Raw genomic sequence first — 13,853 nt, 5'->3', positions numbered from 1 at the left:
CGGTCTGCCAGGTCGTCATCAACTGGCAGACCTCGTACGCCAAGGCGTTCCGCCTGGAACTGTCCGACGACGGCAGCACCTGGAACCCGGTCTACTCCACCACCACGAACACCGGCGGCGTGCAGAGCATCGATGCCACCGGCACCGGCCGCTACCTGCGCCTGTACGCGACCCAGCGCAACAACGGGTACGGCGACTCCATCAAGGAACTGGTCGTCCACAGCGCCAACGGCGGCGGGGGCACCTGCCAGACGCCTCCGCCGGTCGCGCAGGACCTCGGGCCCAACGTCGTCGTGTTCGATCCGTCGATGTCCAGTACGACGATCCAGAGTAAGCTGGACGCCATCTTCGCCCAGACCGAGTCCGCCCAGTTCGGCGGCTACCGGTACGCGGTGATGTTCAAGGCCGGCACCTACCACGGCATCAACGTCAACACCGGCTTCTACACCTCGGTGATGGGTCTGGGGCGCAACCCCGACGACGTCACCATCAACGGTGATGTCACGGTTGACGCGGGCTGGCTTCAGGGCAATGCCACGCAAAACTTCTGGCGGTCCATCGAGAATCTGGCGATCGTTCCCAGTCACACCGCCGACCGCTGGGCAGTGGCGCAAGGAGCTCCGGTGCGCCGGGTCCACATCCGTGGCGACCTCACCCTGGCGCCCAACGGCTACGGCTGGGCCAGCGGCGGCTACATCGCCGACAGCAAGATCGACGGCAAGGTCGGACCGTACTCCCAGCAACAGTGGTACACCCGGGACAGCCAGATCGGCGGCTGGGTCAACGGCGTGTGGAACATGACCTTCTCCGGCGTCAAAGGCGCCCCGGCCACCAGCTTCCCCAAGCCGCCGTACACGACCCTGGCGACGACCCCCGTCATTCGGGACAAGCCCTACCTCTACCTCGCCGGCGACGCGTACAACGTCTTCGTGCCCAACCTGCGCACCGGCGCCTCCGGAACGACGTGGTCCGGTGGTTCGACGCCGGGCACGTCGCTACCGCTGACGCAGTTCCACGTCGCCCGGCCGACCGACTCGGCCGCCACCCTCAACAACGCCCTCGCCTGCGGAGAGAACCTGCTGTTCACCCCGGGCGTCTACCACCTGTCCCAGACCCTGAACGTGACCCGGCCCGACACCGTCGTGCTGGGCATCGGTTACCCGACGCTCATTCCGGACAACGGCGTCAGCGCGCTGAACGTCGCCGATGTGGACGGGGTCAAACTCGCCGGGCTGCTGTTCGACGCGGGCCCGGTCAACTCGCCGAGCCTGCTGCAGGTCGGGCCCGCCGGTGCGACCAATCGCCACGCCGCGAACCCCACCACCGTCCAGGACGTGTTCTTCCGCGTCGGCGGAGCGGGACCCGGCAAGGTCACCACAGCACTGGTCGTCAACAACGCCGACACCATCATCGATCACATCTGGGCCTGGCGCGCCGACCACGGCTCCGGCGTCGGGTGGACGGTCAACCCCTCCGACACCGGGCTGATCGTCAACGGCGCCCATGTCTCGGCCTACGGCCTGTTCATCGAGCACTTCGAGAAGTACGAGGTGGTCTGGAACGGGCAGGACGGGCGCACGATCTTCTTCCAGAACGAGATGCCCTACGATCCACCGAGCCAGGCCACCTGGCGCAGTGAGGGACGCGGGTACGCCGCCTACAAGGTGGCCGACGCGGTCACCTCCCACGAGGCGTGGGGCCTGGGCTCCTACTGCCTGTTCACCGCCGATCCGAGCATCGTGGCCGATCGCGGCTTCGAGGCACCCGACAACCCGAACGTGCGATTCCACGACATCTTCACCGTCTCGCTGTCCAAGGGCTCCATCGCGCACGTCATCAACAACACGGGGGCGTCGACCGGCACCACCGTCAGCCCGGTACCGATCGTCAGTTACCCCTAGCTGGCGGATCCCGTCCCACATCACGTTCAGGTCCTGACCGGACCAGCGGAAGTGCCTTCTGCGCTGGATGACGAGACCTCTCCGCGGTCTCCGTCGCCAGCAGGAAGGCACTTTCTGCGTGCGCCGACCGGTCACCAGTCAAGCGCGCTGTCTCGTTCGGAAGCCGGCGGCTGCCCAGGAGCCGCGCGCTCAACGTCCTGCGGCCGGGCGTCGGCGTGGGGCGGGGCCTGTCGACTCCCGGACGACCAGGTGCGCCGGCAGCACGGTGGTGGAGCGTGTTGCCGGCACGTCGTGGGTGAGGTGTGCCATCAGCATGGTTACGGCAGCTCTCCCGGCCTGCTCGATCGGGGCGGAGAGCGTGGTGAGGGCGGGGTGGCAGAAGTCCGCTCCGAAGATGTCGTCACAACCCACGATGCTGATCGCGGCGGGCACTGCGATGCCGCGTGTTCGCAGGTGGGTCAGCATGCCGATGGCCAGGAGGTCGTTGAACGCGATACAGGCTGTGGCTCGGGTGCGTATCAGCGCGTCGGCGGCGGCGGATCCGGACTTTGGACCGGCCGGGAACGGCCCGAGGCGGCGCACCGGCACCCGGTGTGTGGCGCAGGCTTGGGCCAGCGAGCGCCAACGGGCCTCGTTGGCCCATGAGTTCTGGGGTCCGGACACGTAGACGATCTCTCGGTGCCCCAGCGAGATGAGATGTTCGGCCGCCTGCACGACCCCGGAGGGGGAGTCGATGACCACGCTCGGAACCCCGTGCACTCTTCGGTTGATCACGACGAGCGGTAGTTCGGCTCCCAGTTCCGCGAGGCGCACTCCGGTGAGTCGCGAGGCGGCAAAAATCGCTCCGTCGACCGACTGGCGCACTCTGTGCAGCATGGCGGATTCGATCTCACTGGAATTTTCGCTGTCGATGAGCAAACTGGCATATCCCACGGCTTTGAGTTGGTGCTGGATTCCCCGGATCAGCCCGAAATAGAAGGGGTTGGTGACGTCGGATACCAGGATCGCGACCGTTTTGGTGCGCTTGAGATCGGGGGTGGGGGAGTTGGGCACGTAGGACAATTCCCGGGCGGCCGAGGCGATGCGTTCGCGGGTGGTCGCGCTTACCCGTTCCGGCCTCGACAGGGCACGCGACACGGTGGAGGCGGCGAACCCGGTGGCCGCCGCGATGTCGTAGATCGTGACGCGCCGGGGGCGTTCCGCACTGTGGCCATTCTCCATACCTGCAAGAAACCACGGCACGGCGTCGAATGGAAGCCCGTCGTGCCTTTCTTTCACCATTGATGTTTCTGTCAATGATCAGGAAATGCGCGTCCTGAATACTGCGGAGAGCAGCATTCAGCGGAGCTCCGGGCTGTTCCTTTCCATGCCTTATGCCCGGGCGCCCGGCAGCAGGTTTTTTGTGTGCTGTCCGCCTTCGGTGCCCGGGCGGGGATGGTGGCTTGCGTAGGCGCGCTTGGTGGGCAGGGGCATTCGGTTCGATGGTCGTGGAACGGGTGCTTCGACGGCGCGGGGGTTGGCGGTCTGGCACGAGGGGTGGTGCGATGTCTCACGGGTCGCCCCGCGCACCGGTGGCCCGTCGACGCTGTCAGGCGGTGAAGAGCGTTCCGTCGGGCAGCCGCACCGTGACCGTGCCGTCGGTGGCCACCTCGGTGCGGCACGAGCCGGCCAGGGCGCCGGGGTGGGCGGCGTCGCCCGAAAGGACGACGAGCGTGACGAAGACTCCGCTCTCCTGCGGATCGACGTCGCTGTACAGGACCGGGACCGCGGAGCAGGGTCCGAAGGCGTTGGCTCCGACCTGGTGCGCCACCTCGGCGCGACGCCAGCCGTGCAGGCCGATCACCACGCTGTGCAGACCGTCCACGGTGCGAGCTTCGGCCCACGGGACGCTCCCCACCGAGCCGAGGTCGCCGCGGGGGGTTGCCGCGCCGTTGCCCGGTGTGTCGACGCCGCTCTCCACCGTGTCGGACCCGGCTTCGGCTGCCGGGGAAGCGGGGTTGGCCACCGAGTAGCCCCCTTCGCGTACGCCCACGGCCGCACCCGGTGCCACACCGGTCAGCTCGACCCGGTGCACCCGGACCTCCCAGGAACCGTGGGCGAACGACGTCGTCTCCACGGTCACTTCACCCCCACGCACGTCCGTGTCGGAGCCATGTGCGCGGGGCGCTGCGATCGGGGCCGAGTATCGGGACGTCGCGGCGTGCTCTGTCACGCGGACCGGTTCGATGCGTCGGCGCCGGGTGGGCCTGCCGTCCGCGCCGATGACGGCGAAGTGGTTGTCGAGTGCGCGGGTCCACGCGCCGGCCGCCGCGTCGGGCGCGGTCCGGGTGGAGTAGGCCAGCTTGCTGTAGTGCGGATCGTCGACCTGCGGCACGGGCTCCGGATGGTTGTAGTCACTGCCGTGATTGAGCAGTCGTACGATGCCGTCGTCACGGGTGCCGTGCAGCAGCCAGCCCGGCTCGGGCAACACGAGGCGGGTGTCGGATTCCTCCACCGGCAGCATGCGCTCGGTCGCCGTCCAGACCGGGTGGTCGGCCGGAAGCAGCAGACCGAGGAATCCCTTGGACGCCCAATAGGACGACGCCGGGCCCGAGTACGGCTGGGTCACGGGCAGGAACGGCTCGTACCAGCCGAGGCTGAGCAGCCCGCGTTCGTCCGGCACCCCGCGCTCGACGAAGTGCCGTAGGGCGCCGGAGGCGATGCGTCGGGTCAGGCCCGGTTCGAGTGGGGTGGCGCCTGCGAGCGCACCGGCCCACACCGGCGCCACTGCGGCAAAGCGGTAGGTCAGCGACCGCCCCTGGTGCACAGGTGCCCCGTCCGCACCGAAGAAGTAGGGGTACGCGGAGAGGAGATCGGACAGTCGCTCGCGATGCACCCGGGTGCGGTCCGGGTGGGCTCCGTCACCGGCGATGCGTGCCCAGAACAACGGATAGAGGTGCAGCGCCCAACCGTTGTAGTAGTCGAAGTGCCGTCCGGGACCGTCGGTGTACCAGCCGTTGCCGCGGTACCAGTCATCGAGCCGGTCGAGGCCCTCGTCGATGGCCTCCTGGTCGTGCGGCGCTCCGACCGAGGCGAGGAACTGCTCTGTCACGACTTTGAACAGCCGCCAGTTGTTGTCGGGGACGCGCTTGCCGCGGAAGTCGGAAAGCCAGGCGACGGTGTTCTCGCGCACCTTGTCGTCCAACTGGTCCCACAGCCATGGGCGGGTCTCGTGCAGGCCGATGACGATCGATGCCGCCTCGACGAGCTGCTGGGTCATGTCGCCCATCCGCGGCCAGGCTTCCCCGCTCGCCGGATCGGTGCCCGCGTCGAGTCCGGTGGCGTACCGCTCGACGAGCCCGGGGACGCTGCCTTGCGCGCTCGCGATCCGGAAGGCGGCGAGCAGGAAGGTGCGGGCGTAGCCCTCCAGGCCGTCCGCGTGGACGCCGGCGCAACCGGTGCGTCCCGGCAGCCGGTACTGGGCCAGCCGTGGGCTGGCGTACGGCAGCACGCCTGCCAGCAGACGGTCCGCGACGGCCTCCCAGTGGGCGCGTGTCCAGCCGGTGCGCGGGGAGATGTGGCGGTCCATCGGCGGAAGCGGAAGGTAGGGCGGCACAGCCATGGAATCCGTCCTGGAGGGCGGGGGCGGGGGCGGGTCCCACGCCGGGGGAGCGGGTCGCGAATGCCGGGGTGTTCGCGCGGCGTTGAGAGCGAGTGCTTGGCCCTCGTCACGCACAGCGGGCCGCCCGGTCGTCCTGCACGCCGTCCGACCCCGTGCAGCCGTTTCGCAGCACCGGGGCGACGCAGCAGGTCACCGAACGGGCGTCCGGGAATACGCGTTTGCCAAATCGGGAGGCTAGGCGTCGCCACGCCGGGTGGTCAAGAGCCGGAGCGCTCACGCCCTGTTTGTTTACACATCTGTTCCTATCGAGAATGATCGCTTCTGCTTGGTTGGCCGCCACGGTCACGGGTGATTGTTCGACGGCCGCACCCCACCATCAAGCGGCCCGGCGATTGGGGAACGTATGCGTCTGGCCCGCGAACGGCACGAGTTCATACTGCGTGAGCTGCAGCTCAACGGCAGTGTGCGGGTCGCCGACCTGGTGACCGCCCTGGAGTCCTCCGAGGCCACGCTGCGGCGCGACATCCGCGAGCTGGCGGACGCGGGTCTTCTGACGCGCGTCCATGGCGGCGCTGTGGCCGCCCCCGCCGATCAGCCGGGAGTCGCCGCACCGGTCCCGGTCGGGATCGTCGTGCCGTCCACCACCTTCTACTACCCCGGCGTGATCCGTGGCGCTGAGAGCGCGGCGAACGCCCTTGGCATCCGCCTGGTGCTCGGGGTGTCGCACTACCGTCCGGCCGAGGAGCGTGAACGGGTCGCCCAACTCCGCGCGCTCGGCGTACGCGGCCTGCTCCTGGCTGCCGCACAGGGCTCCTCGGCGGCCGCCGAACTCGGTGCGTGGCTGGACACCCTGCCCGTGCCGGTGGTGCTGATGGAGCGCACCGTCGGCTACGCGCACACCACCCGGGACGTGGACTACGTGCGAACCGACCACGCACAGGGCGCCCTTCTCGCGTTGCGGCACTTCGCGGCGCTCGGACACCGCAGGGTCGCCCTCGCGCTGGACCCCGCCACCCCCACCGAGTTCTGGCTGCGGCGCGGTTACACCGAGGCCGTCGAGGTACTCGGTCTGGCCACCGACGCGCCGGACGTCCCCGTGCCGGACGGCGCCAAGGACCCCGAAGGACTGCGCTCGGCGCTGCAGCGCCTGCTGCGCGAGTGTCGTGAGACGGGCGCGACCGCCGCGTTCGTGCACAGCGACAACCAGGCGACCCGCCTGGTGGAGGCGGCGATCGCGGACGGCCTGCGGGTCCCTGGGGACCTCGCGGTCATCGCCTACGACGACGAGATCGCGGCACTCGGCCCGGTGCCGCTCAGCGCAGTCAGCCCGCCCAAATACGACGTCGGTGAGCAAGCCGTGCGAGCGATGGCACGCCGCTTCGTTCCGCACCCCGGAACGGCAGTCACCCCGCACCACCTGACCCTGCTTCCCCGGCTCATCATCCGTGAGTCTTGCGGAAAACGGCTGATCGGTTGACTGCTTCTGACCGTGTTCCCCTGCATCCGTTGACGTTGCAGTGACGTTTCGCTTCCATGACGACCCTTGAAGCCGGTCACCTCCCCAGATCACGCCAAGTGTGCCGTGATTCCCGGGGTTGTTCGGTGTCGGCGATGAAGCGAAGGAGCAGTCATGAAAGCGATCAGGATCCGGTGGATGGCGAGTGCGCTCGTAGCCGTCTCGCTGCTGGCGGGCGCCGGCTGTTCCTCCGGAGGGGATGGCACGGGCGGTTCGGGCCCGAGCGGGTCGGCCGGCGGTGCGGCGTCCGGCAAGACGACCACCATCACGTTCTGGTCGTGGATCGGCGGCATCGAGGATGTCGTGAAGACCTTCAACGCGAGCCACAGCGACATCCAGGTCAAGCTCGAGGTGACGCCGAGCGGCGTGGCCGGCGGCTACCTCAAGCTCACGAACGCGATCACCGCCGGTAACGCGCCGGACCTGGCGACGATCGAGTACACCAACCTGCCGGAGTACGTCAGCCGGGGCGGCCTGCAGCCGATCGGGAACCTCGTGGATCCCGCTGTCCTGAAGGACTACCCGAAGGCCATCACCGACCAGGCCACGTTCGACGGCAAGGTGTGGGGGATGCCGTACGACGCCACCCCGATGGTCATGTACTACCGCAAGGACCTGCTCGCCCAGCATGGCATCGAGGTCCCGCGCACCTGGGACGACTACGCGAAGGCCGCCGCGAAGTTCCACGCCGAAGACCCGGCCGGTTATCTCGGCTCGTACTTCCCCAACGAACCCAACCAGATCGCCGCCTACAGCTGGGCTGCCGGCGCCAAGTGGTTCGGCACCGCGGGCAACACGTGGCAGGTCAACCTCACCGACCCGAAGTCCACGGCGGTGGGTGCGTACTGGCAAAAGCTCAAGAACGACAAGACCGTCCTCGTCGAGAAGTCCTGGAGTGAGAACTGGGGCAAGATGCTCAAGACCAGCAAGCTCGCCACGGTCATTGGCCCCCCGTGGGCGGCGAACAACCTCGCCGCCAACACGACCGGGCAGAGCGACAAGTGGGCGGTCGCACCGCTGCCGACGTATGACGGCAAAGCCTCCTCCGGCTTCTGGGGCGGCAGCACCTTCGCGGTGAGCAAGAACAGCAAGAACGCCGAGGCGGCCGCGACGTTCGCGACCTGGCTCACCCACTCACCGGAGAGCATCAACGCGCGCACCAGCGCCGGTCGGGCCGTCTATCCGGCGCACCCGGACGCGTACGCGGTCGCCGCGAAGAACTTCAAGAGCACCCTGTTCGGCAAGCAGGACGTCTTCCAGGTCTTCAAGGCCGCAGATGCCTCAGTGCCGACCGGCTGGATGTGGGGACCCGCGATGAACGTCACCAGCACCACGCTGGGTGACGAGCAGAACAGCCGCTCCATCCCCGAAGCACTGCGATCGGCACAACAGGCCACCGTCGACGAGATGAGCAAGCGCAAGCTCAATGTGACGGGCGGCTGACCATGTCCCTCCTGTCGCCGACACGGCCTGGTGCCGCACGGCGGACGCGCGGACGAGGCCAGGGGGCCGCAGCGTTCCTCCTCCTGACACCCTTCTTCGCGGTCTTCGTGATCGCCATGGTCGCCCCCCTCGCCTACGCGGTGAACCTCAGCCTCTTCACGGAGCGAAGCTCCGGCCTCGGATTCGGCAGCTCCGAGAAGGTCTTCAACGCCCCCGGAAACTACTGGCAGGCGCTGACCTCCGAGCACTTTCAGAACGGCTTCGCCACCCTCGCCCTGTACTGCGTCGTCTACATCCCCGTCATGGTCGGGCTCGCCGCCCTGTTCGCCCTGCTGATCGACGCGACCACCGTGCGCGCGGGAAAGTTCTTCCAGCTCACGCTGTTCCTCCCGCATGCTGTTCCGGAGGTCATCGCCGGTCTGATCTGGGCCTACCTGTACACCCCCGGCGTCAGCCCCGTGCTCGGGGTGCTGTCCGGCCGCGGCATCGACATCGACATGCTCGGCCGTTCCTGGGTGCTGCCCGGCGTCATCAACATCGCCGTGTGGATGTGGACCGGCTACAACATGGTCATCCTCTACACCGCGCTCAAGGCGATCCCGCACGAGACCCTGGAGGCCGCCCGAGTCGACGGTGCCGGTGGATGGACCATCGCGACCCGCATCAAGCTCCCGATGATCCGTCAGGCTATCGGCGTCGTCATCCTTTTCACGGTCATCGGCTCGCTGCAGATGTTCAACTCGCCGATGGTCATGCGGTCAGCCGGCAGTGCCCTCGACGCCGACTACTCGCCTGCCATGTTCATCTACCACACCGCGTTCGGCGCGAACGACATCGGCCTGGCCGCCGCCGCGTCCATCCTGCTGGCCGCGGCCGCCGGGGTGCTGTCATGGACGGTCACACGAATCGCCGGGCGCAAGGAGTCATGGTGAGCCCGAGCCTCGTCCACCGGCCCGGCGACCACAGGGCACGCCCACGCTCCGCCGGGGCCCCCACCCCCTCGCCCGTGCCGCCGAAAGATGCCGCCCCACGCACCGCGCACTCCTACCGCTCCTCCCGGCGCAACCCGGCCTGGGCGTCCAGGACCGCGGTCAAGGCCCTCCTCGCGATCGGCGCGCTGTACTCGGTCTTCCCTCTGATCTGGCTGGTCACCTCCGCAGCCAAGAGCCCGAACAACCTGCTCGGCACGTCGATGTTCCACATCGACGGAACCGCGATCGCCGATAACATCCGGCGTGTCCTGGACCAGGACGACGGGATCTACCTGACCTGGTTCGGCAACAGCTTCCTGTACGCAGGTGCAGGAGCAGTCGGCAGCACGGTCATCTGCGTCGCCGCCGGATACGCGTTCGACAAGTACCGCTTCCCCTTCCGCGAGAAGCTCTTCGGCGTCGTGCTGGTCGGCGTGCTGGTGCCGGTCTCCGCGCTCGCACTGCCGATGTACCTGCTGGCGTCCAAGGCCGGTCTGAACAACTCGTACTGGGCGGTGTTCGTGCCGTCACTGCTCAACCCCTTCGGCGTCTACCTGGCCCGGATCTTCGCCCGCAGCTACATCCCCGACGAGGTCATCGAGGCCGGCCGCATCGACGGCGCCTCCGACCTGCGACTGTTCCGCTCGATCGGACTGCCCATGATGGTCCCGGGGTTCGTGACAATCTTCCTGTTCCAGTTCGTCACCATCTGGAACAACTTCTTCCTGCCGCTGGTGATGCTCTCCGACCGCGCACTGTTCCCGGTCAGCCTCGGCCTCTACACCTGGAGCGGCAACACCACCCAGGCACCCGAGTTCTATCCCCTCGTGATCACCGGCTCACTGCTCGCGGTGCTCCCACTGATCATCGTCTTCATCGCTTTGCAGCGCTACTGGCGCTCCGGCCTGACCATGGGAAGCGTCAAGTGAACCGTCCCCGCGCAGCGTTGGCGATGGACCCCACCGTCGCGGCACGCCTCTTCGGCCCGCGTGAGCGGGCCCGTCTGAACGAACTGACTCACATCGACCCCGACCAGGTGCTCACCGATTTCTCCGACCCGGCTGCCCGCGCGGTCCTCGCCGAGACCGAAGTCCTCATCACCGGCTGGCAGTGCCCGCTCCTGGACAGCGAGGCCCTGCGCGCCGCACCGAACCTGCGGGCCGTCGTCCACGCCGCGGGCTCGGTCAAGGGCCACCTCACTTTGGAGGTGTGGGACCGCGGCATCACCGTGACCACAGCCGCCGCCGGAAACGCCCTGCCCGTAGCCGAGTTCACGCTGGCGGCCATCCTGTTCGCCAACAAGCGCGTACTGCCCATCGCGCGCTCCTACCGGGCGGATCGCAGAGAACAGGACTGGCACGCCCGATTCCCCGAGATGGGCAACCTTAACAAACGCGTCGGCATCGTGGGGGCGTCACGCATAGGCAGGCGAGTGGTGGAATTGCTCCGCCCGTTCGACCTGGAGATCGTCGTCAGCGACCCCTACCTGACCGAAGAGGAGGCCCGTGCGCTCGGAGCCGAGGCAGTCACCCTCGACGAGCTCTGCACCACCAGCGATGTCGTGTCCCTGCACGCCCCCGACCTCCCCGAGACCCGACACCTGATCGACCGCCGCCGTCTGGCCGGATTCCGCACCGGTGCAACCCTGATCAACACCGCCCGCGGTGCTCTCGTCGACGAGCGCGCCCTGGTCGACGAGATCCTCGCCGAACGCCTCTACGCGGTCCTCGACGTCACCGATCCGTGGACGCTCCCCGCCGAATCCCCGCTCTACGACCATCCGCACGTCCTGCTCACCCCGCACATCGCCGGCTCGCTGGGTACCGAACTCAACCGGCTGGCCACCGCGGCCCTCGACGAACTCGCCCGCTACACACAGGGAGAACCGTTCCAGGAGCAGGTCCTCGCGGACCACCTCTTTGTGATCGCCTAGGGTCTGTGCGGAGTCGTGATCAGGGGCAGGGCGGAAGGTTCCGATGAGGGTCCGGTTAAGGTCGGTGCCATGGCAGCTGCCCCTGAATCCCTCCACGTGACCGCTCTCACCCTGCGCCCCGCGACACGCGCCGACCTGCCCACGGTGCTCGCTCTGCTCGCTGACGAGGAGACGGTGGTGGATCCGGCGACGCTCGTAGTCGATGAGGCGTACGAGCAGGCTTTCGCGGCGATCGACGCGGACCCGAGAAACGAGATTTTGGTTCTGGCCGAAGGCGTCGACGACCAGGGTGATGGCGGCAGGGTGGTTGCCTGTCTACAGGTGACGTACATCCCGGGGCTGGGCAAGGGCGGGGCCGAGCGGGCCCTGATCGAGGCGGTGCGGGTCCGCGCGGACCGTCGAGGCGGCGGGCTCGGACGGATCTTGATGAAGCGCACCATCGAGCGGGCCCGCACGCGTGGCTGCGCGCTGATCCAGCTGACCAGCAACAAGCGGCGCGAGGACGCGCACCGCTTCTATGGCGGGCTGGGCTTCGCGCGCAGTCACGACGGGTTCAAGCTCGCTCTCTAGCGTCCGGCGCCAGTCACTGGTGCCGGCGGGCGGAGGCAGCGGAGCCAGATGATCGCGCCGCGGAGGTGCACCGCGGGCGAGTAGATGGCCACTGAAATGCTTCGTGGCCCCACTGCCGTACTGGCGCCGGCACGAGAGCACCACCGGTTTCTGGCATCACTCCCAGGGACCCCTCGCCTACCTGCGGGCGAACTGGGCCATCGGTATCGGTCAATGGGGCATCTCCGGCGTCATGGAAACACCCCAGGCCAAGGCCTTGCCTTCAACAGCGCCTTCAACGGTCCCTGCGGTCGCTCAAGTACGAGGTGGTCTGTTTCCTCGGGGTGGCCCTGCTCGCGCCGACCGGATCCCTGGCCCGTGCCCGGCGCGCCGTGATGCTCTTCGAGGATCAGGGCACGGTGCGACATAAAACAACCCAAACGGCGCTAATGATCCGTAAGGTCGACCGCTCGCCCCGGATCAGTCAGGTGGGCTGACGGGTGCGGGTGTCGCGAGGCCCAGCTCGGGGCCGTGCCCCGAGCTGGGCGTACCACCACTTCCCGGGTGGCACTCTGCTGAGGAACCGGGTGTGTGCGGGCTGTGGTCAGCCGGAGCGGTAGGCGGTCCACGAGTCCGTCATGCGCTGCACCTGGCCCGCCGTGAACTGGTACATGCAGGGGTCGTAGGTGTAGTCCATGAAGTTGTGGATGGGGTCGGCGCCCGGCTTGTTCGTGCAGGTGTCGCGCCCCGTCGGGCACTGGTAGGCGGCGCTCTTCTCCGCGGGGGTGTCCGAGACGTAGTCGCCGTTGCCGTTACAACCGCCCTGGAAGGTGTGGTAGAGCCCGAACCAGTGACCGACTTCGTGGGTGGCGGTGTCGCCCTCGTTGTAATTGGTGGCCGACCCGCCGGGCAGTGAGGTGTCGAGGATGACGACGCCGTCGTCCTTGGGGTTGGACTTGTAGGAGCTGGGGAAGGTCGCCCAGCCGAGCAGGCTCTGGCCGAGGCTGGCCGTGTAGAGGTTGAGGGCGTTGGCGCCGCCCTTGCGCAGCGTCGTCTTCATGGACTTCTCAGCCGATGAGCCGGGCGTGAGGCCGTTGTACCAGCCGGCGTTGTCGGTGTAGTCCGTGCCGGCCAGGGAGAACTGGAACGGACTGGCCGTGTTGCCGGTGCCCTGGCCGCTGTAGGCGGCGTTGAGGACCGACATCTGTCGGCTGATGTCGGTCGAGGACAGGTTGCCGGCAGCACCGCTGTGGATGACGTGCACGTAGACCGGGACGGTGGTGGCGGCCAGTGCCGCCGGGGCGAGGTTGCGGCCTTCGGCACGCAGTTTCGCGACACGCTGCTGAAGTGCCGCGTCCATGGCCTTGGCCTGGGCGTCGGTCAGTTCGCCTGGTTCGTGTCCGGTTGCGCCCTTCATCTTGCGGGCGGCGGCGTCGCTCGGGCTGTCCGTCGAACAGGCAGCGGCGGCGGCCGGGTGAGCGGCGGCAGCCGTCACGGTGCCCGCTACGCCGGGCAGCGGCATTAGGGCAAGGGCACCGATCGTTGCAGCGGCACCGAGCAGGCGGTTGCTGGACGGGCGGAGGTGGGGGGAGCGGGGTCGTCGGCGCATGGGGGCTCCTCGCTGCGAACAAGGCAGGGAGGAACTTCCTCTCCGCCGCGGGGGAGGCTATGGCCACTTGTCATGTCTGCGGCAGTTCTGAACTGGCCGAGTCGATTCTGCGGGCAAATCGGGCGCGAGCCGCAAGAGGATCGGTGCACTGCCGATTGCTGTGTCCCGATAGGGGCTCCGATGCGCAGCATGCGACGTACCGATCGGGCACCCGCTAACAGGCCAGGGCGACCGAATGAACGAGCCACTGTGACCAGAAATGACGTTTCATCGGCCCGAAAACCACTCCGTAGTCCGTCAAACACTGTGATGGAGCGGCAGGCGGCGAGG

At 68.1% G+C, this 13,853-nt stretch carries 10 protein-coding genes; 7 read left to right on the top strand and 3 right to left on the bottom strand.

Annotated features, from left to right (window positions below; all coding sequences use genetic code 11):
* The coding region (locus O3X23_RS40125; RefSeq protein ID WP_269278997.1) for a discoidin domain-containing protein at positions 1 to 1,901 on the top strand (1,901 nt) is incomplete at its 5' end.
* Between the two features lie 189 nt (positions 1,902 to 2,090).
* Here O3X23_RS40125 and O3X23_RS40120 read toward each other — a convergent pair.
* Both O3X23_RS40120 and O3X23_RS40115 read right to left on the bottom strand, forming a co-directional pair.
* Complete coding sequence (locus tag O3X23_RS40120; protein WP_269278994.1) at positions 2,091 to 3,182, bottom strand: LacI family DNA-binding transcriptional regulator; 1,092 nt, start codon at positions 3,180 to 3,182, stop codon at positions 2,091 to 2,093.
* A 307-nt stretch (positions 3,183 to 3,489) separates the two neighbouring features.
* Complete coding sequence (locus tag O3X23_RS40115) at positions 3,490 to 5,502, bottom strand: DUF2264 domain-containing protein (protein ID WP_269278990.1); 2,013 nt, start codon at positions 5,500 to 5,502, stop codon at positions 3,490 to 3,492.
* A 403-nt stretch (positions 5,503 to 5,905) separates the two neighbouring features.
* Here O3X23_RS40115 and O3X23_RS40110 point away from each other — a divergent pair, with 403 nt between their 5' ends.
* The 6 genes from O3X23_RS40110 to O3X23_RS40085 all read left to right on the top strand — a co-directional run bounded on the left by O3X23_RS40110 (position 5,906) and on the right by O3X23_RS40085 (position 11,935).
* Entirely contained in the window at positions 5,906 to 6,979 is a 1,074-nt protein-coding gene (locus tag O3X23_RS40110) for a substrate-binding domain-containing protein (RefSeq protein ID WP_269278987.1), read from the top strand.
* A 153-nt stretch (positions 6,980 to 7,132) separates the two neighbouring features.
* The gene (locus O3X23_RS40105; RefSeq protein WP_269278985.1) at positions 7,133 to 8,461 is read left to right on the top strand and encodes an ABC transporter substrate-binding protein; all 1,329 of its coding nucleotides are present in this window, start codon (positions 7,133 to 7,135) and stop codon (positions 8,459 to 8,461) included.
* Positions 8,462 to 8,577: 116 nt separating this feature from the next.
* Complete coding sequence (locus tag O3X23_RS40100) at positions 8,578 to 9,393, top strand: carbohydrate ABC transporter permease (protein WP_269278982.1); 816 nt, start codon at positions 8,578 to 8,580, stop codon at positions 9,391 to 9,393.
* Positions 9,387 to 10,361, top strand: coding sequence for a carbohydrate ABC transporter permease (locus O3X23_RS40095; protein WP_269278977.1), 975 nt, complete (start codon positions 9,387 to 9,389; stop codon positions 10,359 to 10,361). The genes O3X23_RS40100 and O3X23_RS40095 overlap by 7 nt, the downstream gene beginning before the upstream one ends.
* A 23-nt stretch (positions 10,362 to 10,384) precedes the next feature.
* Positions 10,385 to 11,365, top strand: coding sequence for a hydroxyacid dehydrogenase (locus O3X23_RS40090; RefSeq protein WP_269279025.1), 981 nt, complete (start codon positions 10,385 to 10,387; stop codon positions 11,363 to 11,365).
* A gap of 69 nt (positions 11,366 to 11,434) precedes the next feature.
* A complete protein-coding gene (locus tag O3X23_RS40085; protein ID WP_269278974.1) occupies positions 11,435 to 11,935 on the top strand; it encodes a GNAT family N-acetyltransferase in 501 nt (166 codons plus the stop codon).
* 583 nt (positions 11,936 to 12,518) lie between these two features.
* Here the strand turns inward: O3X23_RS40085 and O3X23_RS40080 are convergent.
* Positions 12,519 to 13,523, bottom strand: a complete 1,005-nt coding sequence (locus tag O3X23_RS40080; RefSeq protein ID WP_269278971.1) for a zinc metalloprotease — start codon at positions 13,521 to 13,523, stop codon at positions 12,519 to 12,521.
* Between the last annotated feature and the right edge of the window lie 330 nt (positions 13,524 to 13,853).

The sequence above is a fragment of the Streptomyces sp. H39-S7 genome (assembly GCF_027158205.1).
In the GTDB taxonomy this organism is placed as follows: Bacteria; Actinomycetota; Actinomycetes; order Streptomycetales; family Streptomycetaceae; genus Actinacidiphila.
The sequence above is the reverse complement of the archived record's forward strand: the minus strand, read 5'-3'. Positions and strand labels throughout refer to the sequence as shown.

What these genes read in the sequence shown, in the direction of transcription:
- O3X23_RS40120 (WP_269278994.1), bottom strand. Translation starts at nt 3,182, where the DNA reads ATGGTGAAAGAAAGGCACGACGGGCTTCCATTCGACGCCGTGCCGTGG.
- O3X23_RS40080 (WP_269278971.1), bottom strand. Translation starts at nt 13,523, where the DNA reads ATGCGCCGACGACCCCGCTCCCCCCACCTCCGCCCGTCCAGCAACCGC.
- O3X23_RS40110 (WP_269278987.1), top strand. Translation starts at nt 5,906, where the DNA reads ATGCGTCTGGCCCGCGAACGGCACGAGTTCATACTGCGTGAGCTGCAG.
- O3X23_RS40095 (WP_269278977.1), top strand. Translation starts at nt 9,387, where the DNA reads ATGGTGAGCCCGAGCCTCGTCCACCGGCCCGGCGACCACAGGGCACGC.
- O3X23_RS40105 (WP_269278985.1), top strand. Translation starts at nt 7,133, where the DNA reads ATGAAAGCGATCAGGATCCGGTGGATGGCGAGTGCGCTCGTAGCCGTC.
- O3X23_RS40085 (WP_269278974.1), top strand. Translation starts at nt 11,435, where the DNA reads ATGGCAGCTGCCCCTGAATCCCTCCACGTGACCGCTCTCACCCTGCGC.
- O3X23_RS40090 (WP_269279025.1), top strand. Translation starts at nt 10,385, where the DNA reads ATGGACCCCACCGTCGCGGCACGCCTCTTCGGCCCGCGTGAGCGGGCC.
- O3X23_RS40115 (WP_269278990.1), bottom strand. Translation starts at nt 5,502, where the DNA reads ATGGCTGTGCCGCCCTACCTTCCGCTTCCGCCGATGGACCGCCACATC.
- O3X23_RS40100 (WP_269278982.1), top strand. Translation starts at nt 8,578, where the DNA reads ATGGTCGCCCCCCTCGCCTACGCGGTGAACCTCAGCCTCTTCACGGAG.